Here is a 23,606-nt window from a genome sequence, read left to right as displayed (position 1 = left end):
GGCTCTGCATGCTACCGGCACGGTGCGGTCTGAAACCGTCAAGTGCATTCTGAAAGCAACAGAAAGAATTGGCTTTCACGGATTGGACGCGCTGCGCGAGCGCAGGAGGAACAGTTTGTGCCGCCAGAGTTTGGCTCTCTCATGCAACCGGCCACTTTAGCAGTTGTAAGGCGCCGGAATTGTGGCTGTCGCCTCCCGGTATCGAAGCGAATGTTCCGATCAAGGGCACCCGCGCCCCTGAAGCCGTCGCTGCGCGGTGAGCCGGATAGGCCTTGTGGGATCCGACAACAAGGCCGTCGGACAGCGGCTTGGTTCATCGGCCAGACAGTCTACGAACCCGGCAAGATATTTCATTGGACCAACCGACACGGCTCAACCCTGGCGGTTGGCCACGATCAGCATCGGCGTGAAGCGATGACTGGCTGGCTTCACCAATACGGGCACGACGATCAGCTTGTATCGCGTGATTATGCCTCGAATAGATGTCGTTGCGCTGCCGTCTGCGGCCGCGGCCATGCGTGACCAATGCGCGGTCTCAAGCAGTTGTCCTAGCTGTCGGCAATCAGTAGATCATGCGTTAGCAAAAGCTCATGCGTTTGCAGTTACCGCGGGTGAGTCAACGCATGACGCTCGGCCCAAAGGAGCTGCGGTGCAGGCCGTCGATCCGGTACGGGAAAAACGCCGGTGAGCGATCGGCAAGCTGCTGGAAGGACTGTGATTCAGTAAAGATGCTTGACACGTCAAAATGAACCACTGTGGTGTGAACCGCCCAGACTAGACAGATGAGGGGTCGCCAGATTCGTCCGGGCCTATCTGCCAGCCACCACCGCAAACAGAACCGCTTCGCGCTCCTGTCCGGCGGCAGATATGCGAGGAGGAGCGGCGGCCTTAGTTCGGCAAAGCCTGCTCGATGGCCTTGCGAGCGGTGTCGACGTCTTCCTTCACCGCCGTCGGCCGTCCGGGAGCCAGGCCGAGACCGAGGTAGCTGCCGGCGCCCGGATTCGCCGCGGCCGGGTATTCGCGCGATAGCCAGCCGATCGCGGAGGCTCGCATCCAGACTTTGTCCCCGGAAAGCAGCGTGAACTGAACGAATTGGTCGCGGCCCGCAAGCTTGAGGACGTCGTCCACGGACTCTTTCACTGGCATCAGGTTTGCGAAGATGCCGAGCACCTGCGTAACCGGCGGTTTCGGACCGTTCGACGACAGCTCGGCCGGCACCGGAAAGAAGATTTGCGGCGAAAGGCGCAGGGTTTCGGCGTCGACGCGAAATTCGCTGGTCGGCAGAGCGACGACGGCCGTAATTTTCTTCGCGTCAAAGAAGACAGGCGTCCCGGTGATTGGCGTCAATTGGGCGAGCGGCGACGCTGCGAAGACAGGCTCGACCAGGAACGACGCTACGGATACCATGATAGCCGCAAAGTATCTTTTCATTGTTCGATCCTCCAATTCTGCATCTCGCCGGTGGTCGGCAAAAAAAAATCACTTCAGCGCGTTGTCGATCAGATTGGCCAGTCTGGCCGCAGCCAAGGCGGCCCGCGCTCGGGCCACGTTCTTGGCATTGGTCTCGTACTCGCGCGTTAGGAAGACCGGGTTCTTTCCCGCGCCGACCGGCGGCGCATACGCGAACTGTTTCGCAAGATCTGCGCTCTCCTGAGCCCATACGGCGGGATCGGCAATCTGCGCCTCAGCTTGGCTGACGCCGACGCTCGACAATCCGTCCTTGTCGTCCGCGTCGAAGATCGCGCCATAGGGCGAAGAATAGCCACCGAAGATCGCGTCCCAATAGGCATGCAGCACCATGCTCCAGCCGCTCGCCGGAATCACGGACTCGGCGTTGCCGCCAGCGTCGCCATCCGGGATCTGGACCGTGTACCGTGCGGCCGCGTGGAGAGGCTGGTGGGCATCGCCGACGAGATGCAGGATCCAGACGAGATCGTACGAACGCACGTCGTCAGATGCGCCCGACGATGCGGGCAGGGCCGCGGTCAGGAGCTTGAGCTGCGTGACGAAGTCGACCGGATCCACGGGGGGCAGGGGCGTCCCGTCTGGACTGAAATCGATGTCCTTGAAGTGCCAGAATGCGTGCTGGTTGTGGTCCGAATAGCCGATGTTCTGTCCCGCCGTGGGGCTTGTGACGGCGTCGCGCGTGTAGCCGTATTGTTTGGTCTTGATGTCGTCGGCCCACGTGGCGGCGTGAACGAATGCGTACATCTTGGCCGTCTTGTCGTCGGGCGCGCCCGCCGTCCACTTAGCGTAGTCCCCGTTCAGCTTCAGCAAGGCGTCGGCCTTGTCCCGGACGGGATCGGACAGTCGCTTGTATGCCAGATAGGCGATCTGCATGTGCCCCTCGTCCCACCATGCGCGGGCGGGAGATGAGGCGATGCCGAGGGCCACGGCCAGAATCGAGATCGAAACCGCACGACGCATCTTGAGATGCCTCCACTTTTTGTTGCCTTGGGTTGCGCTTAAAGGTTGCAACAATCCTGTTTCTTTTTACCAGAGCTCTATGACGGGCCGATGCGGGTTGCGAGGACCTTGTTGCAAAGTGTTGGTGCGACGCCTGACCATACCGACTTCCGGCCACGCTGCGGCCGATCGCGAACATCACCTCCAACTGGCGGGATTTGCAATTGAGCTCGCGACCACAGTGCGCGGGCAGAGCGAGGACCGCTCGTTGTTCGCGGCAGCGGGCATTAACCGCGTGGGTATGCATAGCACGATGGTATGCTGGTTCATCGTCCATGCATTCTGCAGGCCTTTTGTTGTGTCCGAGCGCAGCTTTTCTTCGTTCATCGCCTCGAAGGCGCGTTTTCCTTGCGCGATCCTAGCACTAGAGATACCCGCCGATTGGCTCCTGCGTCTCAGTAACCCCGAGCCTTCAACCGCCGCTGGATGAAGCTAAGTGGCAGGTCAGTCCCTCTCAGCTTTCCAAGGAACATCGCTGCTCTCGCGTTTGGAAAGCTGCCGCGCCAATGCCGATGAGGATGGGTCTATCTGTGGAGCCACGACGAAACGCCCGATTTTGCGAAAAAGCCATCCCGACTTCGCTGTGCCTTCTCGGAAAAGCTGCTTGAGGTGCACGGTCGCGAAGCTAGGCTCATGTAATCGCCTCAGAGGGATCGATGTTTGCGAACCGTATCCGTTTCGGCGCTGGCGCTCTCGCCGTCTCCGGAATCCTGTTCGTGATCTACCGGCACTTCGACCGTTCTCCGACGAAAGGTCGCTGCTGGCGCCGCTGCCTTCGGGTCTGGGGGGCTGGGGCATGGCTGGCGTCGCACATGCTTACCGTTGTGCCGTTTGTGTTGCTGCCATTAGGGCTTCTTAGAGTTGCAACGCTCTCTCCTTGCGACGCCCGCCGAACGTCGGCTCCTTGTCTCCGTCGTCTTGAGCGTGATTGGCATAGGCTTTAAGCTGCCGTTCTACGGCGGCGAAACCTATGGTCTTCACGCGCTGGGGCAGGAAGCGCTCCGGCAGAACTCCGACGCCATCCGCTCCGGACCGGCCCTGTGATGCTCATTAGCGGCCCGCTGCTCCCTGCGGTCTCAGCCATTGCGACCGCAACGGCGCTGCTTTGGCGCTCCTGTCAGTATCCGAGGGCAAGCGGCGTTCTTCGCTGCCGGGATGTCCTTGTACACATTCCCGCAATTCTTCAGCGCGCAGCCGCTCCGCATTACACGTGGATTACTGGTCGTAGTCGGCTGCGTTTGGATGGCCGCGTGTCTTTGGCGGCGGGGATAGTTGGCGCGTCGAGAGTAACTCTCCCCGGCGAGGCGGGTATGACGCATCGTAAACTGTTATTCGGCGCACCGGGGGGAACGCTTTGAACCGTCTATATAAATCCGCTTCTTGCGCGGATTTTTGAGAATGATTTGTAAGAATTGCAGCTTTTCCACTGAACCCACTCGAACGTGTTGGGGCTGGCCTGGCGGTCTGCACATCCGCTGGAGCGCCCGTAATCGGGAGTTGAACTCGGCGCACCACGGTGCCTCCAGGGCGAGGCGAAGCGGAACCTGTTCCCTCTAACCCGCAACCGTCACAGCGGCCTCGAAGCGTTCGCGTGTGGAAGCTGCGAGGCGTCCCAAACCGAAGTGGTCCTGCATACCGCGGATGATGTCCTCATCTTCCTCCAGGCCACTGCTCCGTAGCATCCGGGCAAGTCCCGCCAATTCAGGGACCGGAATGTCTCCGTGATCCCGCTCGCCAGCCCCTCGATAGGGCGTGCTGTCGTCAGCCGTGCCATCCTGCGGCCATATGATCTGCCGTTCGCCGTCCTTGGTCGTCGGAAAGCGATTACGACCAAGCGATGCCGCGACGGTTTTCTGCACGGTCTCGCCCGAGCGCAGGAAACCATGTGCGCGGGCAATGCGTTCGACGAGGACATCGAAGTAGATAGGGCCCTCGATCGCGATGACGTGGTCAACCATGCTACGCAATGTTCCGCGGTAGCCGACGTCATAGAAACGCTCGCGGTCGGGTGTAGCAACGTTAGCGGGATCAGCCTTGACATATGTGGCCTGCTTTTGAGTAGCCTCATGCCCATCGTTTACCGGTCCTCGCGCGTAGACTTTCGGTTGTTCGACCGGCTGTCTGTCGTCGTTTGCCGGTTCAGGCGTGACTTCGGCCTGCTCCGCATCGGCCTGCGTCTCTGCGCTCGAGAGCTCGGCGCCAACGGGCAGGTCGGAGCCATCTGCAGATGGGCTTGCCTCCAGTGGAGACGCAGCTTTATCAACTATGGCGACAATTGGACGAGAGGCACGGTCGGCCTCGAGATCAGCCATCAGCCTGGTGTGAAGCTTTTCCACTGCGGCGGATGAATCCATCCACCATTCGGTGCTCCAGATTCGCAGAACTCGCCAGCCAAGATCCGTGAGCACCATTTCACGCAGGTGGTCGCGATCGCGTGCAGTTGCGGACCGGTGATAGGCAGCTCCGTCGCATTCGACGCCGGCGAGGTAGCGCCCCGGAAAGTCCGGATGCACGATGCCGAGGTCGATCCGGAAGAACGAGACGCCCACTTGAGGATGCACTTCCCACCCCTTCTCCTGAAGGGCTCGCATCACAGCGTCCTCGAACGGCGATTCCGTGTCGCGCCCGGTTGGCGAGAACGCTTCGGCGATGGCGCGCGCGCCGTTCGCGGCGAACTCGAGAAAGTGCTTGAAGTCGACCACGCCTTTAGCGCTCGTGCGTCCCAAGTCAATCTGCTCGGGCCGCAATGTCGCGAACACCAGAAGTTCGCGTCGGGCGCGGGTGACGGCAACGTTGAGGCGGCGGTGGCCGCCCTCGCTGTTCAATGAAGAGATCTGGGCCGTGACCCGTCCGGTCTTATCTGGCCCGACGGCGACCGAGAAGATGATTACGTCGCGTTCATCGCCCTGCACGTTCTCGATGTTCTTGACGAGAATCGGCTCCCTGGTCTGGTTGCGGTCGAAATGCGGCTCCAGCGACGGGTCGGTCCGGCGGGCCTGGTCGAGCAAGTTCTCGATCAGACGCTGCTGTTCTCCGTTGAATGTGACGACGCCGATCGAATGGGTAGATATCCTCATGCGCCTGATAACCTCGGCCACGACGGCCTCGGCCTCCTTCCGGTTCACCTTGGCGCCGCCCCGCTCGTATACGCCTCCATCGACATGAACGTAGCGCACCGCGGTATCGCGCGTCACTGGAGAGGGGAAAGTCGTCAGTTCGCCGCGATAGTATTTGACGTTCGAGAACGCGATCAGGCTCTCGTGCCGGCTGCGATAGTGCCACGACAGCCGCATGCTCGGGACGTTCGATGCCAAGCACTCATCAAGTATGCTCTGCTGGCTCTGGACTATTGAGCCGTCGTCGTCTTCATCGTCCACGCCACGCTGTCCCACGTTTGTGGGAGGCAGCTGTTCCGGATCACCAACGATCACGACCTGGCTGCCGCGCGCTATCGCTCCGATCGCGTCCCATACCAGGATTTGGGAGGCTTCGTCGAAGATTACCACATCGAAAGGTTTGGCTTCCGCGGGTAGATATTGTGCGATGGAAAGTGGGCTCATCATTACGCACGGGGCAAGTTGAGTCAGCACGGTTGGGATGCGGCCGAATAGTTGCCGAAGCGGCATCTGTCGGGCCTTCTTGTTGATTTCACGTGCAAGCGTGCCCCATTCCGGATCTTTGCCGAAGTTGGTCTGGGTCGGTATTGCCGTTCCGATGCGTGCCTTCACGATATCTCTCGCGAGCTCTGCAACTTTCCGGTCGGCGGCAACGAACGCATCGATCGTGGCCTCGTGTTTCTCTGCGAGAAAGCTACTTAGGGTCGCGTCCTCGTTCACGATGGTTTCAGCGACCCAGCGCGCATAAGCATAATCGAAGATGCTGGTGAGAACGCTGCCGTTCACGGCTCCGACTTCGACAGCATCGATAAGAGGGGAAAGTCCGGCCGCCCGTGCCGTCTGAGCGGCGGAACGCCAAGTCGCCCATTGCGGGGCCTTGTTGAGATTTGCCTTCCAGCTCGCGGTTCGTTGGAGGAGCGCCTCCACCCAGTCGGCTTCGATCTTGACGATGTCGTCTGGATCATCGAGGCCGATACATACGCCCAACTCTTTGGCCGTCCGGTGCATGGTCGGAAATGCCTTGTGCATCGTCTCGAAGGCATGTCGTACCTGTCCCCCGGGCCGGAAGCGCGAGCTATCGCGCAGCAATAGATCTGTGATGTGCGAGAGAACCCGATCCGGTGCGGTTCCCTCGATCGGATAGGCATCGACCGCGTCGCGCATGCTTGCGGCCCAGTCGATCAGCCCCTGGAAACGCGACACCTCGGTCTGCACCCCGCGCCACAAGCGCTCCATGCCCCTGAAGCGCGGCTTTATGGTCTCGATTTCGCGTAGCAGGACAGCGAGATCCTGCAGCACTACAATGTCTCGGCCAATATCGTCAGGCACCTCGCCCGAACAGTATGGGCTCAGTGCTAGTCTGACCTTCTTTTTCCGGGCGCTTCGAACGAACATGTTCGACGCGCACGCCTCGAGCCACTCACGCTCGAGCGATTGCAGGTCGAGCAGCGCAGCTTTGAGATCGTATCGGACAGAGAGTTCCGATATCTTTTCCTTCACTCGGGCCACGACGTCTGCAAGATCGTACAATGCGTTCACGCGTTCTGGTGTCTCGGCTGAGAGCAAGAGCGCTCCGTCTGCGGCATCGGCATGCAGCATCAGTGAGACGAGCTTGATCAGCTGCGGCAGGAGAGCATCGTCGCCGGCGCTGCCGTCGAGCCCGATCGACGACACCAGATCGTCGGCGGCGGCCCTTACTTCACGCAGTGCGAGATGGAGGCGGTCGACCAACTGGTGAAGCGACTGCACCCAGGCCGGGCTCCAGCGGGCCTGCTCGATGCCCTTGAGCGGATGGTCGACGGGATCGCCGACGGCCTCGAGTGCAGTGCGAATATCCGCGCAAGTCTCGCGCATCCTCGCGAGGTCTTCGGGAGCGTGCATTGTCCCAGCGGGCCATGTCAGTCCGACATGCAAAAACCGTTCGCGATCGGCAATGACGCGTCCGAAGGCCTCGTAGGCCGTCATCCCGTTAGCACGACGCCGGTGCAGCGCGGAAACAAGCTTATTCAGCTGGTCGCGCCGCCGCTTCAGTTCGCTGGCGGCGGCCGACCAATGCTCTTCGGTGACAAGACCGTGTTCGCGCCAGGCGGTGGCAAGCTGGTTGAGCACACTCGACTTTTGAGCCTTGGTCGAATGGACCTCGAGGCAGTAGTTGCCAAGGCCGATCGCGTGCATGCGCTGCCTCACGACTTCCAGTGCCGCCGTCTTCTGGGACACGAACAGCACTGTCTTCTGGTGGGCAAGGCAATTGGTAATCATATTCGCGATCGTCTGGCTCTTGCCCGTACCGGGGGGGCCGAACAGCACGAAATCGGCCCCGCGTTGAGCGGCCACAACGGCGGCGACCTGCGAGGAATCGGCCGACAACGGCGTAAAGAGCTCAGCCGGATCTACGATCTGGTCGATCGTGTTCTCGGCGACGAAGGTGGCTCCCGATCCATCATAGGTGTGGGTAGGCGTGTCTATCAGATGGCGGACGACAGGATTCCGCTTCAGAATGTCCGAGCGGTCGACAAGGTCCTTCCACATCAGGTACTTCGTGAAGGACAATGTCGCGATCACGACGTGCTCGGTGACCTCCCAGCTTTTGATGCTCTTGATATGACGTCTGATTGTCTTCCAGATCCCCGCGACATCGACACCTTTGGCGTCCTGTGGCAATTCTCCTTCAAGCTCCGGTATCGACAGGTCGAAATCCTGCTTCAGCATCTGTAGCAATGTCGGATTGAATCGTGCCTCGTCCTCGTGTAGCGCCAGCCGAAATCCGGAACGCACACTTTTGCGCTCAAGCTGAACCGGAACGAGGATCAGCGGTGCGCGGTAAGGCCCCGCGCCCTCCTGTGGTGTCCACTTAAGCAAGCCTAGGCACAGATACAGGATATTTGCGCCGCCTTCCTCAAAAGTGAGGCGGGAGGCGCGGTAGAGATCGGTGAGGCGTCCGTCAAGCTCAGTCTCCGGAACGAGGGTGTGCAATTCGCCGCGGGCCATCGCCTCTTTAATGAAATCCTGGCGGACGTCGTCGTGTCGCCGTTGCGCGAGCAGAGTGGCGTCGCGCCCGTCTGTACCGTCGAGAACGGTCGCTCTGCCAAGCAGCTTAAAACGGTCCCCGCTGGAAAGCTTGTCCTCGAGCATTGCTGCATCGGGGCACTCGATCGAGATAGTGGATTTCGCGTCCCTGAAGTTCAGTAGGCGGTTCTTCAGCGTTAGATCTAAGAGGTTCCGCTTCCATATCTCGAGCCGATCCAGGCTCCGCTCGGAAACGGGCTCGCGCGGCTTGTCGAAATCCTCCTCGAACTTCGGAATTTCACCGACTTCTTGGGAGCTGGAAGCTGCGCCAGCCGGCGTTATGGTTGAGGTGCCGGAGCTGGAGAGATCAAGCGGCCGGATCTTGGCACTCCGCGCGCGCTTGACGTCAATGGCAAGCTCGAACGGCGATGTTGCGTCCTCGGCGATCAGCTTTGCACCGGCATCGACCGCTTGCTTGAAACGCCCAGGATTTGCGCCGGTGAGGATCGTCGTCTCCACCAACAGCATCTCCTCGAGCTGCACGCGTTTGCGCAGCATCTGTGGGTCATCGATTGCAAGGCTCGAGAAATCTTCATCCACGAGCCACACGCCAACGAAAGCATGGCCTTCGGTCAGGACCAGCACCGGATTGAGGCCTGCCTGTTCGAGACAGGACGCATAGAGAAGCGCCAGATCAAGGCAGGTGCCGACCTTGCGAGAAAGGATCTCGCTCGGTCCGCGAATTTGCTGGCCCGACCGTTCGAAACTCTTCGGAGGAAGAACGTAGGCGATCGAGTGGGAAACGAGCGCCGCCCAAAGAGCGTCGGCGATCTCCCAGGCTCTAGCCTTGGTCTTCTTGCGATACCCGTCCATCGCGTCGTCGCGTCCCGCCGCGGCCAGCTTGCTTGAGGCTTCCCGCAAGATGACGTCGACGCTGGGATCTGTGGGTCTGACGAAGGCCGCCAACAGTTCGGGCGCGGCATTGACACCGCCCCAGTGCGACGGCGGCAGCAGATTGACCTCGCTGGCATTCTCGACAAGGGTTTCGCCAGCCGCTTCCACACGGATGCGCAACTCGGCTCGTCTCGAGGCATTGATAGCTGCTAAGAATGCCGGGTCCAGTTTCAGATCCAGGCTACGGATATGGTGTGTCGCCCCGGCCGCGATTTGTTCAATATGCCAGACCCCCGGCGTCATGAACGCGGGTTCTGACGTGAGGTGCACCGAAAGCTCCCTCAGGTCGCGGCCTTCACGATTTTCGAGCGCCAGTTCGCGGATAATCGGGACCGCGTTCTGATAAAAAGCAACATTGATGTTGTCCGCGGCGGTGCAAACTACCTTCAGCGTTCCGCCCACCGATCCCCCAGCCCGTGTCTGCTCCACCCTCTGCCCCCAAATGCTACGTTACAAAAAACATCGCAGGATTGATAAAAATGCCCGCGTACCCTCCTTTTTGGCACGCTGCGCACCAATGTCTTCACGCAATTAGCAATATAGGCTGGGTCACTTCTGCAATTCGAGAGTATTCCGGAGTTGTGCATCGGAAAATGGAATAACGCGCTCCTCCGGGAATGCGCCCGCCAAGGACTATGGGCACACGCTCGCCTCGTGAGCGGAAAAGCGCATCGCAGCAACAAAATCAATAGATTAGAAGATGTTCCGTACGTTCTGGACACTGGTCCCAGGAATCCCGCTGTCAAGCAGCTAATCTCGGAACTTGGTATTCGACCAACCGCAAGAGGGTTGTTGCGAGCCCCACGATTCGAACTTTCTCATGGCCGACGATCGCGGCAGCCAACGGAAGTTGCCCGCAGATAGGCGACCCGAAGTGAAACGGGTGACGGGCGCGATAAGCGGCGTGGGCTGCCTCCGTAGCTCGGTTTGACCCAACGCTATTTGACGAGCGTCTGACGGCGCCAACTCTCCACGGCCTTGTCGAGCGCGGCTGCAGCCCTTGGATCCGCCCAGCGGTCCCAAAACTCAATCGTGCCGCTAAGCGGTTCGTTGGTCGGCTTTGCGATCCGGATGCGTGTAGGTAATAAGATCGCATCGCCGACCACGAGGGCCTCGCCGGTGTCGAGCACGGGCAGCAGATCACCAAACCCGCCCAGGCTATCGGGCAGCAGGCGGCGTACCACCGTCTGATCGTCACCATTGGTCAAGCGCATGGCAATCAAATTGTTGCACTGACTTACGACGGTGCGATTCACTTCGGCGGGCCGCTGGCTGATGACGACAAGGCCAACGCCATATTTTCGGCCTTCCTTGGCAATGCGCTCAAAGGTCGCGATCGCATTCTCGGCGGCGCCGGAGGTCGCGTCCTGGGGAATATAGAGATGCGCCTCGTCGCAGAACAGCGCCACTGGATGACGCGCCCCCTGCGGACTCCACTGCTGCACATGAAAGACCATACGGGCAACCATGCCGACGATCAGCGGCAGAATGTCCGAGGGTACTTCGGAAAAGTCGATCACCTTTACCCCGCCGCGGCCTCCCTTGGCAGCTCGTCCGCCTAGGAGCAGCGTGACTGCTTCATCGAGCCACTTATAGCCATCGGCGACGCCCGCTGCCGGAAATAAGAACCCGAGTCGACGATCTGTGCGCTTGCCTTCGAGGCGCTGAATCAAGCGGCTGAGCTTCCCGTGAAAGTCGCCCTGCTTTTTTTTCGGTCCTGGCGCCTGGCACCATTTCCGTATTCAGACGATCGAGTTCCGTGAGCACCGATGCCATCGCAAAAGGGACGGGGCTATCGATCGTGAAGTTGGCGAGGACATCGGTGTGGCCCCCTGCAGTCAGGAAGCTGGTCTTCGCATCGACGATCGCACGGGACATAACCATGGCCTGATTAGGCGCGTTTTGGTCGCTGCGGTCGACGAACATCGAGACTAGCGCTTCGTAGCTCATCAGCCAGTAGGGAAGGTGAAGCACGCCGTCAGTGAGGCCTTTGTCCGCATCAATATCGCCCGGACCCGCGACTCGAAGATGCACGAAACCGTCGCCGGCCATGGACGCATATTCGCCGTGCATGTCGAACACGATAGCTAGCGCTTTCAAGCTCGGCCACTTGTTCTAGGAGACGCGCTGTCGTCCAGGATTTACCGGAGCCAGTACTGCCGACGACGAGGGCGTGGCGCTGGAAAAGCCTGTTGCCGTTGACGAAAGCCTCCGCGTTGGGATCGAGAGTATAAGCGCCGAGCGACAGACGCTGAGCTCCCCCAGTCACCTCAGAGATGACGCCCATGAAGCGGGTCAGCCGTTCGCCCTCAAGTGCGAAACAGCATGCATCGATTTCCGGAACCGTTTCGAGCGTACGCCGGAATACGTTAGCCCGCGTCCCGTCCCGGTCGAGCAGAGTTCCAATCAACGTGATGCGGACCAGATTAACCTCGGGATGAGCCTCGTCGGCACGCTCCACGTCGGCCACTTTCGCTTCCTCGAGCGCGGTGCGCGTGATCTTGTGGATAACGCCAATCAGCTTGTGGCCGGCCAAGCTGCTTTGGAGCGCGACCAGCCGATTGACCTGTAGTGCACGCAATGCATCGACGTCATCGACGCGAACAATCACGGTGGCGGTATCGACCGATTGGACACGTCCGAGCGCCTCTGCATCGGCAAAGTCGAGCATGCTCATGCGGGTATTCCTGTTATGTGGTCGAGAAATCGGTCGAGGCGCCACAGCGGCTTGTCTAGGTCGAATCCTGCTGGCGCATCGTGCGTATATGCGCGAGCGCCTGCGGCGCTGTCTTCGATGGCGAGATAGCGGCGGCAACGGCCGCCGGTCAGAAAGGCCTTAGCGCTGACGGTCAGCTCCTTTGTGATCACGACCAGCGGTATGGAATTATAGTCGCAACGCTCAATAAGCTTGGTCTGGACATGCTCATCATTAAAACCGTAGCCGACGCAGAAATAAGAGCGGGCATTCTCTAGCGCGTTGTCGCTGCAGCTCAGGATTGTGCGGAACGGCTCGCCATGGGTCAGGCGGTACTTGTCAATGCCCGGCGTGATCATGAGCGGCGTATAGGCCGCCGGGATTGGGAGGGCGCTTCTCACGCCAACGATCTGGTTGGCTGCGTCCTGGAACCAATCGAGGGAGCCATGGACCTTCCAGATCGCCACCGTGCGCGACGGCCGCCCGTTCACGGTGACACGGGTATTGGGCGCCCGCGCCCGGGTCTGCAGATAGCCATGGTTGAAGCCCGTGAACGTGCTAACATCGGCCGCGTCGGCGGCGTATTCCGCGAGCCGGTCATAATTGGGCGTGACGACATGGATCGTCGTGTGCGTGCTGTCGAAGAGGTGCCGATAAAGCCTGGTTAGCGGCAAGGTGTGGCGATCGGCCAATAGCGATGCGAGGACAGCCAGGTCGGAAGGCAGCAGAAATTCCCGCGTAGCGCCTGCAATGAACTGCGTTTGGCGTTCGGTAGGACGTACCGCCTGTAGCGCGCTTTCAAGATCGGTGCCGGCCTTGAGATGACCAATGAACGACGTCCATTCGGCATTCTCTTCAGCTGTCCATCTAGAGGGAAGCGACGCGGCAGACAAATGCTTTGCCAGCGCTCCCATTCCCGGCACACCATGCGCCGCCGAGGCGCCACTCCCGAGGATGATCACTGGGGTGGCGCTCAGCGCGCTCTGGGCAAATTCCTGCGCGATCTCGGCCTTGCTCTTGGCCGCCATGCATTTCTTCCCTGATCAGACTGAGTGGGCTGCGGCGATCCGCTGAGATGCGCTTTGAGCTATCATGCAAGCATGATCCGGTTAGCCTCGAGACCGCGGTAGGCGCTGGTGCGGCAGCTCAAAATGATGATCTGCATGCGCTGGGCGGCTTCGGTCAATATCTCCAGCATGACTTCGAAGCGATCATCATCCGCAAACACCAGCGCGTCATCGAGCACAAGCGAGGCAGGTTTTCCGTTCTCGATGAGTAGGTCCGCAAAGGCGATGCGCGTGAGGACGGCAAGTTGTTCCTGGGTCCCCTTGCTGAGATCATCGGTGGCTTCTTCGCGGCCGGCGCGCAACAGCTGCATCGGACGGAGATCCTCCGCGAATGTGATCGATGCATTGGGCAAGAGCCGGCCGACGAAGGGCGTGACGCGCTGTGTGATGGGTGCAAGAAGACGACGGGCGGCTTCGCGTTGTGCTTCGCGGATGGTCTCCGCGAGCATTGCGAGCATCTCGGCTTCCTCCTTCAGCCGGGCATGTGCTGCGGTCGCAGCCTCCGCGAGCTCGGCGGCGGCTGCCGCGCGGCTGGTCGGCCCCGTGCCGCCGAGCGTCTTGGCGCGTTCTTCGAGCTGGGCGATTTCGCTCACAAGAACAAGCCTGTCAGTGGCCAGTCGCTCGCCTCGCTTGCGTAGATTGTCGCGACGCTGCACCAGCACGGTCTCGTCGAGCCCTTCGACGGCGCGCCGCGCTTCGTCGCGAGCAACGATCGCACGCGCTTCGGTTGCCTTTGCAGCCGCCAATGCGGCGCCGAGTGCAATATCGTCGAAAGCTTCGAGCTCGGTCGCGAGTTGGTCACCGAGCCGTGAAACGTCTGCTACAGCGCGCTCGACCTGACCCGCCAGGCGAACATGGGCGAGCTGCGCCTCCTGCAGCGTCTCGAGCGCAGCCTGGCGACGACCCTCGGCTTCTCGTTCAGCGGTGCGCGCGGCCCGCCAGGCTTCTTCGAAATCGCCTTCAGTTCGATCGGTGCCATCCTCGGCGAGCTGTGCTGGCCGGTCTGTGGTTGCGAGCGCGCCGCGCAGCGAATCCAGGCCTGCGGCAATGCCGAGCTCCGGATCCTCGGGACAGGAGGCCGCAAGTCGAGCCGACAGCACAGAGACCGCTTGGGTCGCTTCCACGCGCGCTCGCGCCGTCTCCTTGGCGGTGATTGTATCGGTACAGCCGACCTCGGCGAGAAACGCGGCGAGATCCTGTTCTACTGCACGAAGTCGGGCTTGTGCAGGGGCTCCAGAAGCAGGCGGCGTAACCGTCACGCTTCCGATACCTTCGAACACGAGAGTCTGGGTGTCGGTCACGAAGACGCGACTGCTGCCCTCTACCAGAGCGCCGTTCAGGCGAACTTGCGGCGCCGGCTGCAGCAAATCGATCTTGATGAGGGCCGCGCCAGCGGTGGCGGCCGCTTTGGCTTCGACGAGGGTCTGTTCGAGCTCCTGCAACCGCGCGCTCGCTTCCAGCGTCATCCGAATCGCCGCGACTTCGCCGCGACGCGCCTGGAGCTCGGCTGCAATCCTTTCGGCGGCCTCGAGGCGGGCAAAGGCTGCGGCAAGCGCGCGCTGGCGCATTCGCGCAGTTCGCGCTTGTTGCGCTGAAAGCCTGTCTTCGTCGGCCATGCGCAAGGCGACCCGAGCGGTCTCGAGTGTTGCGGCCGCCTCACTTTCGGCCTGCTCGGCCGATCCCTGAACGGCGTCATGATCCGCGGCGACCTGACGTACGGTCGCTGCGGTCCGCTCGGCGCGCTCCAATTGGTCGCGTAACTCGCGCCGAGATACCTCACGGGCTTCCAATCGCACGCGTTCGCCGGTAGCTTCGCGCAGCAATGCTTCGGCAGTGCGCAATGCTTGTCCCGCGGCCTTCGCGCGATCGATATCGGCCTCCAGTTGGGCGAGACGTTCGCCCTGTTCGGGATCCTCGAGTTCGCGAACTAACCGCCGTTGCTCGTTACGCTTCGACTCGAGTCGATTGAGCACTGTATCGAACTGCTCCAGGTCGGCCTGTGCAACGCGCGCCTCTTCGCAGGCGGCAGTTGCTCTTTCCTGAGCCTCAAGGAGGCGGCGGGCGGGGCGGCCCGTCGGGGTGTGAAAATCAGCGAGATTTCGTTCAATGGCCTGCAGCACCGTAGTCGTACGCTGGCCGCCGGTTACAACGCCGACCTCGCTGGCCAGGACCTCCTCAAGCGTCCGGCGGGCACCTTGCCCCGGGACTCCAAACACGAAGGACTGGCCTTGCTCTACCCAAAGCAACCCTAGCGCCCCGCGACTGTCCTCGTCGGCGCCGCGATTGCCAGCGCGGGCGAACCCAAGTAGCGCTTGCAGGCGTTCCTCGGCTTCGTCGCCAGTCGCGCGCCCATTGGGCCCTTCGAGCTCCACCGAAGCGTTCTGGAGGAAGCGTTTGCGCAGCCTCCAGACATCGCCCCTGATCTCGAAAGTCAAATCGACAGAGGGCGCTACATCGTCGCCATGCGGCCGAAACGAACGAATGCGATCGCTTCGCGATCCATGCCGTTCGAACAACACGGCTCGCAATGCCTCAAGCGCTGTCGACTTGCCTGCTTCATTTTGGTCGCACACCAGGTTCAAGCCGGCCTTGAAGCCGGCCAGCCGGATCGGCCGGCGAAACTTTCGGAAATTATCGATAGCGAGGTCGCGGATCAGCATCAGTGTGCCTCCGCGCGGGCGGCTCGGCGCTGTTCGACATAAAGGCGCTCGAGCGCGGCGGCAGCGCGCTTGGCGAGCACACCGCCTTCCGCAGACAAGGCCTGCAGGCGTTCGGCAGCCACGTGCAGCACGCCATGGGCATCGATGTCAGCGAGATCCGTATCGGTCGGACGCGCATAGAGATCGTCGAGATTGAGGTCAAGCCAGCGCACTTCGTGAGCCAGCTCTCCTTCGAGCCGGTCGCGTAGAACCACTCGCTCTGCGAGTGTGAGAAGGCCAGATAATTTAAGACGCAAGATAAGGTTTCCACGCTCGACGGCAGGGGCCAGACCGGCGAGCAAGACGTTCAGGTCGGCCGCGCTGCTGAGCGACCAAGTTTCTGCTCTCCAATGGTAGCGCCCGGTCGATAGGTCCGCTACGCTTGGCCTTTCGAAACCTAGGTCCACGCAAAGCGCGACGCCGCTCACCTCGCGGCCGAAATCATCAGGTTCAGGCGTTCCAGAATAATAGGTGTTGGGATCGATTTCGTGCCGGCTGTGCCAGTCGCCGAGTGCAAGATAGGTGAGGCCAGACCGGCGCGCTCGATCCGGCGCAATCAGGTTTCCAGCCGTTTCGCGGGAACCGAAATCTCGGATTGGGCCATGTGCGAGACCGATGCGCTTCGCGCCCGCGGGGGTTTCCGCGAAATCGAACCATGCAGTCGGGTCTTCTAGCGCCCGCTTGAACTGCAGCGGGGCAGGGAGCAGCCAGAATCCATCCTTGAGTTCGAGAGGCCGTGGTTCGAGGCACACGGTTACAGTGTCGGGCACCTCGCCGATGAGACGGCTCCAGAGACCGTCGGCACGCGCCGGATCGTGATTGCCCGGAAGCAGGACCCAACGTATGTCTGATGCGGCTTTCATGCGCGTGAGCGCCTGACGATAGACGCGGTCACCTGGTTCTGGACTATCGAACACATCGCCAGCCACCAGCACGATTTCGGCGCCTTCGCGACGCGCCGCGGCGGCAAGCGTGTCAATCGCATCGAGACGCGCTTCGAATAGAGCAGTGCGAGCTTGGTCGGGCACTCGTCCAAACGGCTTACCGAGCTGCCAGTCCGACGTGTGTATGAATCGCATCAACTTCCCTCGCCCAAATCCTGATCAGTGCTATCGTGCGCCTAGCGGAAAGCATGAAGTATTATCCCCTCCAGTTCTCTATTGAAGGGGAGGGCTCCGACCGTGCTTTTTGACAGGGTCAGCTAAGCGCTGGTCCGCTCAGCCGGTGAACTGCTTGTGCCGCGGCAAGGTAGTTCTCAAACCCATCGGGCTCCCGCGGCGATGCTTGTCGAAATCGTAGTGCACTCGATAATTCCGTCTCAATATGCATCGCTCTTATTCCGTTCCTGATGAACGAGCAAGCGAATCCCTGTGGGTGTCATTGCTTCCGCGTCGAGCGGCCAATGCGCTGCAAGCAGCGGACAGATAACGTCCAGATCAAATAGCCAAACCATCGTGCGCCCAACCAAACTGGGTGCGGTAATCACCAGGTCGTCGGAAAGGTCCACCCATTTCCCTCAAGTCGCACTCGATAACGTCCGTTCTTGCTGTCCCAATCCAAGTCCGAGCTCACCGTATCGAGCCTGATCCCCTTTATGATCTCGAGGTTATGGGGATGTTTGAGTGACGATCTGCCGTAAATGACGCTGCATCATATTCGCAGTCGAGAAGTTTTGTCTCGCGTCAGCTCCCACCCAAGCGTCCGGAAAGCTGCTTCAATGGGCGCTGTCGCGCAGTATTTCTGCAACGAAGAGTCGGCAAGGGGCGCGCCTGTCTGACGCTGCCGCCAACGCTGCTGAGCAGCACCTTCTCGGGTCCTCTGCATGTTCCTGCGCAGGCGGCGCAAGGATCAACTCGGTTACGCGAATCGGTTAGAATCGGTCACCCACTAGCGTCGGCATCGTCTCCATGACCGGCTCACGCCGGGCTCCACGCAAGCGCAACTGCAAAGAGCAGTTGGAGCAGCGCGCTTCCACCCGCCAAACCATGGAGAACCAAAATGGGAGATGATCCCAATTCGGGGCCAAAGCGCGTACACGCGACTACGCCATGGACGCCGTGAGCACGTTTGTGAGCACTGGCGTTCTTGGCCGCGTCAACTCGACTTTGGCTTTTGAGGTCGGACGGCAAAACTGGTCAGCCGACAGAGTAGGGGAGCGGAGTTGCCCTCCGTCTCAAGAGAGGCGAAGCCCGGCTTTCCTGCCGGGCTTCGCTGCTTTCGGATTGCTGCGGTTCTTTGGTTTTGCTGAAGGCCGTACCTTCCGCGTTTTGCCTAAACGGGAGTGAGGTGGATCTTAGCGCGCCTTGCAAATCCGCGATCGGATTGCTCCCGCGCTCCTGTCAAACGACGGATCGGCTATCCAGCCTTTCGTTTAACAATCTTCACAAGCGCTTCGTCGATTCTGCTCTGCCAATTGGGGCCGCCAGCCTTGAAATGATCTAGAACAACGGGGCTGAGCCGCCGCGAAACCAGATTCTTCGTAGACGCCTTATTGGGGCCGCGGCCCTTTCGCATCGTTGGGAAGACCTCGTGGATGGCTTTTGCCTTTGCAAAGTCGCGATTAGTCCATTCGGGGTTATCGCTTACAGCACGCATATCGCTGGCGGTATAGCGCTTCTTAGCGACGATTCGCTTCATAGAGCTCCCTTTCTGCTTTACTGGCTGGGCGCATGCTGATGATGCTGACGGTCTCCTTGCCGTACATCGCGAAATAACGTCGCGAATATTCACGCCGATTGCGCGATAACGGTCTCGCTTGGCTTCCAAGACGACAGCCGTATCGAAGAACTTCTCGTTGAGATCGGCGAAATCCATCCCGTGCTTGCCGAGATTGGCGAGCCGCTTTGGTTCGTCCCAAATGATCTTCACGAATTTTTTCGTAGCCAAAATAGTAGGACGTCAAGAGTAAGACGTGGCCGTACTTCGGCGGGCCGGCATTGCAGGTCGGGCTAGGTACATCAATCCTATCGAGGGCGCGGCTGAGGCCAAGTACAAACGCTTTCGTCATCCGGACGATCCCAACTTCCCTGGGACGTATCACATACATTCGGCCCCCTGTGTGTTGCTGTTTGCGTTGGCGGCAGGAGTGGAGATCGACTGGCTTCGTATGTGGCCAGAACGCGACATGCTTCAGCAAATCAACTCGGAATCTCTATCCGGGCAGAGCGGCCTACTTGAGGGCTGCGTGATCCATATCTTGTAAGTCAACAGCACGTCTGCCGCTATCGTCACCGGACGATTACAGAGCGTCCCCCTATCCATCCGCTGGATGCCGAGCGTCAAGCGCGCGCGGTATGACCTACATCAGACGCGGACTTGTTTCAAAGATCATCGGTCTTGTTGCGAAGGCGACATCACTGACGAGCAACTGCAGGGAATGCGCGCCGCGTCCGATGGCCTGGATCCTGCACAACATTCGCCCCGTGGAAGCAGTGCGACAACGTCGGTCATTCGGCCTTCGTTGCAAGTTGGCGCGCGCGTTGTGTGTTCGTGAGGTGATATGAGACCTGAACTTTTGTTTTGGGGGACGGCAACGGCAGCGCTCGTTGCAAGCGGGGTCGTCAATTCGGCAGATTTTAAGCCGGCAGTAAAGGTCCCGCCTGTCTTATGGAGCTGGACCGGAGGATATTTCGGCGGGCAGGTCGGCGGGGGCTACGGCCGGACATCATTTAGTGATCCCTACGGTCCCTCGATCTATGGCGACGTGGTCGAAACCCCTGTATTCCTGGCAGGAGCGCAGATCGGTTACAATTGGCAGAGAGACCACTGGATCTTTGGCCTTGAATTGGATGTCAGCGGCGGCATCTCGGACGGTGCAAACACCTGTCTTGCCGCTTCCGGTGTTCTCGTGAGCGCAAACTGCAACGCAAGTCCGGACGTCTTCGTCACCGGGACCGGCCGGCTGGGTTATGCCTTTGGCCCGCAGGGCCGCACGCTTGCCTATTTCAAAGCAGGTGTGGCCTGGCAACACAACCACGGCGATATCGCCAACGGTAACGAGTTTCGTAGCAAGCCTTACCCCTCCGGATGGGCGCCACAGAATGCAACCCATTTTGACTATGGTCGTTGGGGAGGCATCATCGGCGCGGGTGTCGAACACGCGCTCACGCCGGCGTGGTCGGTCAGTCTCGAATATGATTATCTGAAGTTCGGCGGACCAAGTGTGGCAACCCCTTCGACGCTAGAATATCCACCCTTGGCAACGGTGCCAGCTAACACCACTCACCTGACCAGCGGCTACCAGATCGGCAAGATCGCTCTGAACTACCATTTTGATGCCGATGCATTGACGCCGCGATGGCCGGATACGCCGCTCTATCCGATAAAGCCGACCTTTAGCGCGCCGGCTATTCCCTTCGCCGCAGGCTGGTCGCTTGAAAGCGGCACACGGCTCTGGCTGAGCCGAGGAAAATTTCAATGGGAAAATGGTCCGCCCGGTCTTGTGTCGAGGCTGACCTATCACAAGCTGGATGGGATTTCCGGTGAGTTGTTCGAACGGGTTGACAGCCCCTGGGGGATCTTCCTGAAGGGCAATATCGGATTCGGGCTCTTTAACAGCGGGAATGAGAATGATGAAGATTGGGGCTTAGTTTGGGACGCCGGCGATCCCATGGCCTATACCAACACGATCTCGGGTCAGGCAAACGGAAGGTTCATGTACTACACGGCCGATGCGGGCTATGATTTTTTGCGTGGGAGCACGTACAAGATCGGTGGGTTCACCGGCTGGACCTATTACGGCCAAAAGTCCGATTCGACAGGATGCGTTCGGATCGCGTCGCTTCAATGTCTCGCGCCGGGCGATCAAAGGACAATTGGCAGCCAAGATACCAACTGGAATGCGCTGCGCATCGGCCTCACCGCTGAGACCATGTTTCTCGATCGTTGGCGCGTGAGCGCCGATGTCGCCTATTTGCCCTGGACGGATTTCCAGGGGCGCGACAATCATCTGCTGCGCGACCTCACGACCTTCATCGATCATCGCGGGAGTGGTGGCCATGGGGTACAAATAGAAGGCGTTCTATCGTACCTCATCACCAGCAATTTCAGCGTCGGCGTCGGCGGCCGTTACTGGGCGATGTGGAGTCCGAGAGATAGTGAGCAATTCGCCACCCAAGCCGAGCAGGCGCGCACCTTTCCCGTCACCTCTGGGCCCTACCTTGCGAACTATCGCATGGAACGATGGGGGCACGTTCCTGCAGGTCTCCTACAAGTTTCACTAAACTCGTTCCCCCCTCGCTCTACGCGTCGAAAGACACCGACTAGAGGGGCGACCATCAAAGGCGAAAGCTTAGCATCACAGTTGCGTTTTTCGCGGAGTTCTGAATCCATGGGCAACCATGATTCGAATGTCGTGGGCGCGGGCCGCGTCGGTTGAGGAGACGCTTGCGTTGTGGGCGGCGTCGCTTCGAGAGATCAAGCAGCGGATACGTCCGTTGTTCACGCAAGAGCGTGTTGCGACGAATGCGGGTCTGTTCCTGGAAGGTCTGCTCGGAGATGAGCAGCGCAAGACCGGTTGGATGCGCGCGGAGGCGGCAGGCGATCCTGGCCCATGGCGGCAGCAGGCGATTCTGGGTCGTGGGGATTGGGACGCCGATGCCCTGCGCGATATCGTGCGCGACTATGTCATCGAGCATTTGGCGGATGACGATGCGGTGCTGGTGATCGACGAGACCGGTTTTCTCAAACAAGGCAAAGCGTCATGCGGAGTGGCGCGGCAATACACTGGTTCGGCAGGGAAGATCACGAACTGCCAGATCGGCGTCTTCGCTGCCTACGTTTCGCGTCATGGCCATGCGTTCATCGATCGCGCGTTGTATCTTCCGAAGGAATGGACCGACGATCCAGATCGTCTGGAAGCCACCTATGTGCCTGCTGATGTCGGCTTTGCGACCAAACCAAAGCTTGCGACGAGAATGATCGCACGCGCGATAGCCGCGTCTGTACCATTCAAGTGGGTTGCCGGTGATACCGTCTACGGTGTTGGCAACATCGAACAGCAACTACGTCGGGCAGGCAAAGGCTACGTGCTTGGGGTCAGCAGCGCTCATGTGTTTCGATCCTGGGGCAAGCGACCGCCGGTCGCCGGTACGGCTGCAGACCTCGCCCGGACGCGACGCTCATCCGACTGGAAGCGCCTGTCGGCGGGAGCCGGAACCAAAGGACCGCGGCTGCACGATTGGTGTTATCTCGAGTTGGCCGATCTCGAGGCCGAGCAGTTCAACAGTGCAAATGACGGCTTGTGGACACGCGGTCTACTGATCCGTCGTCGCATCGCCGATGATGACCTCGCCTTCTTCACCACCTGGTGCCCAGCGGGAACCGCCATTGAAACGCTGGTCGCGGTCGAAGGCCATCGATGGGCGATCGAGGACAGCTTTGAAACCGCGAAAAACGAGCTCGGGCTCGATCACAACGAAAGCAGATCCTGGCATGGCTGGCACCGTCACGTGTCCTTGGTGATGCTCGCCTTCGCCATAATGGCCGCGATCCGACATCGCGCTAACCCGCCACCGCCCAAAAAAACGAAACGGCGCCCCCCGGCAAAAGCCAAAGCGCAACCACCCCACCGCTGATCCGTTGGTCAATCCAGGAAATCCGCCGAATTGCTATCAGACTTGCTCGAAAGCGGATTCAACCCGCACACATCATCGCATGGTCTTTCTGGCGCAGAGCTCACCAGGCTGCCGCTCAACGCGCCCACTTCAAATCAAAACAGCAACTGTAATGTTAGGTGCCGTGCCTCGAGTCGGCCGGAGGCTGCAAACTGCAAGCTTTTGAGCCGTCAAAGCTCAAAAGCTTGCATCGTTATGACGGGAGGCCAGGCGCTGCCGGCGGTTAGAATGATGTGCGTTTGCCGACAGATCTGCCATTACGCTCCCCTACATCCCAAATGCGTGATTGGCCTTTGATAAAATGGCGTTCGATCACGGTCAGATGCGGCAACTGCAAATCGCGCGTCGATTTCTCTATTGCAAGCTCCTGGTCCCAAGATCGTTCTGCACTCGCGCCACAGCCCGCCATTTCTACGCTCGCGCAAGTTTAACGGTTGTGAAACGTCGATCGCAGCTTTCTGCAGCCTAGACCGCCGAGCTGACCACAAACCGAACAGCGGCATCCTGCTGGGACCTTGCACAAGTTCTCGAACTGGCGCTGATCGCGGCCGCCCATGCACTTGGTCATCTCATTCCAGAAAGTAGGCAGGCCAGCAACGCGCTGGGCGGGTGAACTGTGATTCGCAAGAAGGAGTCTCTCGATAGCCGCACCTGTTCCAACGCGCGCACCGTGTCCGATGTATGACGATGTGTGAAGATGCTGACAGGCTGCTTAGGGCGATCACGTTGCAGTTCAAACAGTTTCTCCTTTGGCACGACTAATGCTTTGGGTTCGTCGGCGACGCGCCTGGCCGACGATATCCCCTGAAGCAAGGGGATCTGTCGATTAACCAAAAGCATGGAGCATCTGACAGATGACTTCGATCATGACCACATTCCTCATACAGAACCAATCGCGATGGCGCTTGCAAAAAGCCATGCCGATCCAGCGGTTGACGAACCGTTTTGAAAACAATGCCATGCCCCGTCGACGGCGCGATCGGGCTTTC

The 23,606-nt window shown here is 60.1% G+C and carries 13 protein-coding genes; 2 read left to right on the top strand and 11 right to left on the bottom strand.

Annotation, left to right across the window (positions count from 1 at the left end):
- Positions 1-888: 888 nt before the first annotated feature.
- The 11 genes from NLN62_RS11245 to NLN62_RS53415 form a co-directional block, all read right to left on the bottom strand.
- Positions 889-1,431, bottom strand: a complete 543-nt coding sequence (locus tag NLN62_RS11245; protein ID WP_254108790.1) for a hypothetical protein — start codon at positions 1,429-1,431, stop codon at positions 889-891.
- Positions 1,432-1,479: 48 nt separating this feature from the next.
- Positions 1,480-2,427, bottom strand: a complete 948-nt coding sequence (locus tag NLN62_RS11240) for a S1/P1 nuclease (RefSeq protein ID WP_254108789.1) — start codon at positions 2,425-2,427, stop codon at positions 1,480-1,482.
- A 1,592-nt stretch (positions 2,428-4,019) separates the two neighbouring features.
- Positions 4,020-9,944 carry a DUF3320 domain-containing protein gene (locus NLN62_RS11235; protein ID WP_254108788.1) on the bottom strand — a complete coding sequence of 1,975 codons (5,925 nt, stop codon included), beginning with the start codon at positions 9,942-9,944 and terminating at the stop codon, positions 4,020-4,022.
- Between the two features lie 536 nt (positions 9,945-10,480).
- Positions 10,481-11,215, bottom strand: a complete 735-nt coding sequence (locus tag NLN62_RS11230; RefSeq protein WP_254108787.1) for an ATP-binding protein — start codon at positions 11,213-11,215, stop codon at positions 10,481-10,483.
- Positions 11,133-11,594: a hypothetical protein gene (locus NLN62_RS53420; RefSeq protein WP_371932967.1), complete on the bottom strand. Its 462-nt coding sequence runs from the start codon at positions 11,592-11,594 to the stop codon at positions 11,133-11,135. The genes NLN62_RS11230 and NLN62_RS53420 overlap by 83 nt, the downstream gene beginning before the upstream one ends.
- A complete protein-coding gene (locus tag NLN62_RS11225) occupies positions 11,542-12,219 on the bottom strand; it encodes a helicase HerA domain-containing protein (RefSeq protein ID WP_254108786.1) in 678 nt (225 codons plus the stop codon). The genes NLN62_RS53420 and NLN62_RS11225 overlap by 53 nt, the downstream gene beginning before the upstream one ends.
- A complete protein-coding gene (locus NLN62_RS11220) occupies positions 12,216-13,265 on the bottom strand; it encodes an SIR2 family protein (RefSeq protein ID WP_051389667.1) in 1,050 nt (349 codons plus the stop codon). The genes NLN62_RS11225 and NLN62_RS11220 overlap by 4 nt, the downstream gene beginning before the upstream one ends.
- Positions 13,266-13,327: 62 nt before the next feature.
- The gene (locus NLN62_RS11215; RefSeq protein WP_254108785.1) at positions 13,328-15,964 is read right to left on the bottom strand and encodes an AAA family ATPase; all 2,637 of its coding nucleotides are present in this window, start codon (positions 15,962-15,964) and stop codon (positions 13,328-13,330) included.
- Complete coding sequence (locus NLN62_RS11210) at positions 15,964-17,082, bottom strand: DNA repair exonuclease (protein WP_254108784.1); 1,119 nt, start codon at positions 17,080-17,082, stop codon at positions 15,964-15,966. Before NLN62_RS11210 ends, NLN62_RS11215 begins: the two co-directional genes overlap by 1 nt.
- Positions 17,083-17,321: 239 nt before the next feature.
- Positions 17,322-17,510, bottom strand: a complete 189-nt coding sequence (locus NLN62_RS11205) for a hypothetical protein (RefSeq protein WP_371932965.1) — start codon at positions 17,508-17,510, stop codon at positions 17,322-17,324.
- An 848-nt stretch (positions 17,511-18,358) separates the two neighbouring features.
- Positions 18,359-18,871, bottom strand: a complete 513-nt coding sequence (locus NLN62_RS53415) for a BrnA antitoxin family protein (protein WP_371932964.1) — start codon at positions 18,869-18,871, stop codon at positions 18,359-18,361.
- A gap of 631 nt (positions 18,872-19,502) precedes the next feature.
- Between NLN62_RS53415 and NLN62_RS11190 the strand changes: the two genes are divergently transcribed.
- Together NLN62_RS11190 and NLN62_RS11185 are read left to right on the top strand one after the other, a co-directional pair.
- Positions 19,503-21,380 carry an outer membrane beta-barrel protein gene (locus tag NLN62_RS11190; protein ID WP_254108782.1) on the top strand — a complete coding sequence of 626 codons (1,878 nt, stop codon included), beginning with the start codon at positions 19,503-19,505 and terminating at the stop codon, positions 21,378-21,380.
- Positions 21,343-22,578: an IS701 family transposase gene (locus tag NLN62_RS11185; protein ID WP_254108561.1), complete on the top strand. Its 1,236-nt coding sequence runs from the start codon at positions 21,343-21,345 to the stop codon at positions 22,576-22,578. The genes NLN62_RS11190 and NLN62_RS11185 overlap by 38 nt, the downstream gene beginning before the upstream one ends.
- Positions 22,579-23,606: the final 1,028 nt, after the last annotated feature.

Source organism: Bradyrhizobium sp. CCGUVB23 (assembly GCF_024199885.1).
Taxonomy (GTDB): Bacteria; Pseudomonadota; Alphaproteobacteria; order Rhizobiales; family Xanthobacteraceae; genus Bradyrhizobium.
The sequence above is the reverse complement of the archived record's forward strand: the minus strand, read 5'-3'. Positions and strand labels throughout refer to the sequence as shown.

Coding starts and splice junctions, on each gene's coding strand:
- NLN62_RS11190 (WP_254108782.1), top strand. CDS start 19,503: ATGAGACCTGAACTTTTGTTTTGGGGGACGGCAACGGCAGCGCTCGTT.
- NLN62_RS53420 (WP_371932967.1), bottom strand. CDS start 11,594: ATGGCCGGCGACGGTTTCGTGCATCTTCGAGTCGCGGGTCCGGGCGAT.
- NLN62_RS11215 (WP_254108785.1), bottom strand. CDS start 15,964: ATGCTGATCCGCGACCTCGCTATCGATAATTTCCGAAAGTTTCGCCGG.
- NLN62_RS11225 (WP_254108786.1), bottom strand. CDS start 12,219: ATGAGCATGCTCGACTTTGCCGATGCAGAGGCGCTCGGACGTGTCCAA.
- NLN62_RS11245 (WP_254108790.1), bottom strand. CDS start 1,431: ATGAAAAGATACTTTGCGGCTATCATGGTATCCGTAGCGTCGTTCCTG.
- NLN62_RS11185 (WP_254108561.1), top strand. CDS start 21,343: ATGATTCGAATGTCGTGGGCGCGGGCCGCGTCGGTTGAGGAGACGCTT.
- NLN62_RS11240 (WP_254108789.1), bottom strand. CDS start 2,427: ATGCGTCGTGCGGTTTCGATCTCGATTCTGGCCGTGGCCCTCGGCATC.
- NLN62_RS11220 (WP_051389667.1), bottom strand. CDS start 13,265: ATGGCGGCCAAGAGCAAGGCCGAGATCGCGCAGGAATTTGCCCAGAGC.
- NLN62_RS11210 (WP_254108784.1), bottom strand. CDS start 17,082: ATGCGATTCATACACACGTCGGACTGGCAGCTCGGTAAGCCGTTTGGA.